Genomic DNA, 3,052 nt, shown 5'->3' with positions numbered 1-3,052 from the left:
TACTGTGTCTCAAGACACGGGAGAGTCGGTCGCCGCCAGACCTGCACAGAACAAGAGTCCCTCAAACGATCGTCACCTTCGAAAGGCCGCCCTCCGGGGTGGCCTTTCTGCGTTTCTGAGCATCGGTCGGTCTCGACGTCCGTTGGACCATGCTCCTGCGGACAGGGGTGCGGAGGCTTGACTGGCGTCCGCAAGGTCCAGATTAGATCTGCGGAAAGGCAGCTTTTCGGACAGGGCCCCTGCGGACCCTTCACCTAGCGCAGGCGGCGACCGTCTTTCGGGATGGCAGAGAGATCGAAGGCGTAGCCCTTGGCCGCCAGGGCCTCGAGGACCAGGTACTTCACGGTCACCCGGCGATCGAGGGCCTCCTGCCGCAGGGCCGTCCAGACGGGATCCGGCACCTCGACCTTCAGGACCGTCGCCTTGGTCTTTCGCCTCGCGGCAGCCCGGGTCTTCGGTGTCGTGACTGGGCTGGCCTTGGTGACCTCGGCTGGCCGGGGCGCCTCCGGAATCCTCGGGGCGGCCGGCGGCTCCTGGGGGGCGTTCGAGGCCCGGGTGAAGCCGAGGTCGCTCGTCGCGGCTGCCAGCAGCCGGGCATCCTCCGGACTCGTATGCGGCCGTGGGCGGGGTGAGGGCAGGAACGGAGGCTTGTTCATCGTCCGGCTCCCTGTTGCTCGGCCAGCTCCTCCTGCTTGGCTAGGATGGCGAGGAGTTCGTTCAGGACACCCCCCACCTCGGCGGCAGCCTTCGGGTCTCCGCCCGGCCCGGCCGGCGTCGACCCCGTGAAATGCATGGATTGGTACGCGGCCCGCTGGATCACCTCGGTCCGCAGCAGCGGGATGCCGGCGCCCTGGATCTCCTCCCGGGCATGCTGGGCGACGCGGCTCTGCAGGGGCGACATCTGGGTCAGGACCACCCGCGCGGGGATCGATCGGCGCAGCATGCGCTGGGCCCGCTGCACCACCTCGTAGGTTCGGAACACCTCCTGCAGGTCCATACCCGAGATCTTGGTGGGGATCAGCACGAGGTCCGACTCGGCGATCGCGTAGGTGACGGCTTGCGAGGCGGCGCCCTCGAGATCCACCAGGACGATCCCGTACTGTGTCGCCGCCTCCGCAATGCGGTCGAGGATGACGGTCTCCGTCACGCCCGAGATGACCGCGACGGTGGAGTCCGCCCCCGCCCGCTCACGCCAGGCGCCCACATGCCCGTTCGGGTCGGCATCGACGATGGCCACGCTTCCCCCCTGGCGCGCGAAGGCATCCGCCAGGCAGATCACGAGCGTCGTCTTCCCGACTCCGCCCTTCGTAGAGCAGACGCTGATGACCGCCATCGAACAGGCTCCCCGGGCCTCCTGGACCCCAAACATCCAGGACGCATCGTCCCAAGAGCCCTATTGCCCTAGCGCCCAAATTCCCAAGAACCCGTAAACCCAATTGGGTTCTTGGGCAAAAGCCCATTTGCCCATCTTAGAGATATTTGCATGACTTTTTAGGGACTTACGATTGGATGAGAGGTTCCGCTCTGTCGGGCAGATCATCTGCCGGACCCGTGACGCTATCCGGTTCGCCGAGGGAAATGCCCTGTCTCGGATCGGACGCATCGGAGGAATGAACGGGCGCATCGGTCCCGGCAGGGGCCACGGATCGGGCACGGCTGCGGAGCGGCGCAAGTCCCTGGTTTGACAGGAGTACCCCTCGCATGCCGAATGCGCGGTCTTCGGTCCTTGCTTGACCGGGGATTCGATCAAGGAACCACCGCCCGCCGCAGTAGGACCCTGAAACGACAACGGCCCCCCGGTCGCCAAACCGGAGGGCCGTCAAATCGGCAGTGTACTGAAAAAGACTGGAATGTCCTCAGTACATCATAGCTCCACTCAGGAGTCAATCGAGAATGTGCATTCTCGAGGCGATGTCGCTCAGCCCGATGCGGTCCCAACCCAGGGACCATCATGTCGTTCGACCACCTACTCAGTCTCGTTAACCATGTTCCCCTGGCCGCCCTGGACGCCCTGAGCCGCGATCTGTGGCGTGCGGCCGGGGAGGGCGCCCTGACGGAAGCCCAGGCCCAGGCCCTCGCCGAAGCCATCCACGGCCGCCGCAGACCGCGCGCCCAGGCCTCCGCCGTTTCCCTCGGAGGCCTTGCCGTCTTCTCCTCCCGGAAGCCCCCCGAAGCGGCCGCGGAGGCCCCGGAAGTGTCCTCCGGCCAGAGCCCGGGCCAGGATCCACGCCCCTGGTCCTATTTCCCACCCAAGCGCCCCCAGCGCTCGCCCGACCGGGCCCGCTCGCTGGAACGCCGGCGGACCCTGGCAGCCTCCGGGCCCCTGCCGCCGAAGCTCGCTTGCCGCTTCACAACGGGGGAACTGGCCGTCCTCAAGATCGTGGCCGACTCGTTCGTCGCCGGACGCCAGTGCACGCTCTCGATCCCCGAGATCGCCGCCCGGGCCGGGGTGGGCCAGACCAAGGCGCGCCTGGCCCTGCGGATCGCCCAGAACCTCGGCGTGGTGTCCATCACGGAACGACGGGTTCAGTACCGTCCCAATCGCACCAACGTGGTTCGGATCGTCTCCCCGAGCTGGTTGGCCTGGCTGGCGCGGTGGACTGCCCCGAGCACGGCTGTCCGGGCCTCCGCTGCCGAGCCTGCAGCGCTTCAGGATAGGGGATACTCCAGTCTTCAGACCACGGGTGTCGTGGGAGGGGGGGAGGGTTCACTTTTGAGAAGCCCACGGAATCAAGGGTTTACGAGAAAAGGAGTGAAGAGCCGCACAACCTGGGGATGAAACTCCGATCGAGTGGAGCTTCGGTGGCCTGTCCCACCTCGGGATTAGGGCCGTACCCCCCCGAAAAGCGCGCGCAACGCCAGGGTGAGCACGTGTTGAGGTCACGCGATCGGGGCAGGATTCCCAGCCTCGTCGGAGCGCGACCTCGACAGGGGCGCACACCCGTCGCTGCGTCCGAGAGAGAACCAAACTGCGACATGTGCGTTTTCCCCGCCTCTGGCGGTTGACGGGTTAGGGTGAGATCCGTATACCCCGGTTCATCGGCGGGCGGCC

3 protein-coding genes are annotated in these 3,052 nt (G+C 66.7%); 1 reads left to right on the top strand and 2 read right to left on the bottom strand.

Annotated features, from left to right (window positions below):
* Positions 1–254: 254 nt before the first annotated feature.
* Together CRT23_RS27320 and CRT23_RS27315 are read right to left on the bottom strand one after the other, a co-directional pair.
* Complete coding sequence (locus CRT23_RS27320) at positions 255–656, bottom strand: hypothetical protein (protein ID WP_103712607.1); 402 nt, start codon at positions 654–656, stop codon at positions 255–257.
* A complete protein-coding gene (locus tag CRT23_RS27315; protein ID WP_103712606.1) occupies positions 653–1,333 on the bottom strand; it encodes a ParA family protein in 681 nt (226 codons plus the stop codon). Before CRT23_RS27315 ends, CRT23_RS27320 begins: the two co-directional genes overlap by 4 nt.
* Before the next feature lie 618 nt (positions 1,334–1,951).
* Here CRT23_RS27315 and CRT23_RS27310 point away from each other — a divergent pair.
* The gene (locus CRT23_RS27310; RefSeq protein WP_103712605.1) at positions 1,952–2,779 is read left to right on the top strand and encodes a helix-turn-helix domain-containing protein; all 828 of its coding nucleotides are present in this window, start codon (positions 1,952–1,954) and stop codon (positions 2,777–2,779) included.
* Positions 2,780–3,052 lie beyond the last annotated feature (273 nt).

It is taken from the genome of Methylobacterium sp. V23, assembly GCF_002917135.1.
Classification (GTDB): domain Bacteria; phylum Pseudomonadota; class Alphaproteobacteria; order Rhizobiales; family Beijerinckiaceae; genus Methylobacterium.
This window is presented reverse-complemented; position numbering and strand designations above follow the sequence as displayed.

Bases quoted from the DNA above. Each gene is read 5' to 3' on its own strand.
- CRT23_RS27310 (WP_103712605.1), top strand. From the start codon at position 1,952: ATGTCGTTCGACCACCTACTCAGTCTCGTTAACCATGTTCCCCTGGCC.
- CRT23_RS27315 (WP_103712606.1), bottom strand. From the start codon at position 1,333: ATGGCGGTCATCAGCGTCTGCTCTACGAAGGGCGGAGTCGGGAAGACG.
- CRT23_RS27320 (WP_103712607.1), bottom strand. From the start codon at position 656: ATGAACAAGCCTCCGTTCCTGCCCTCACCCCGCCCACGGCCGCATACG.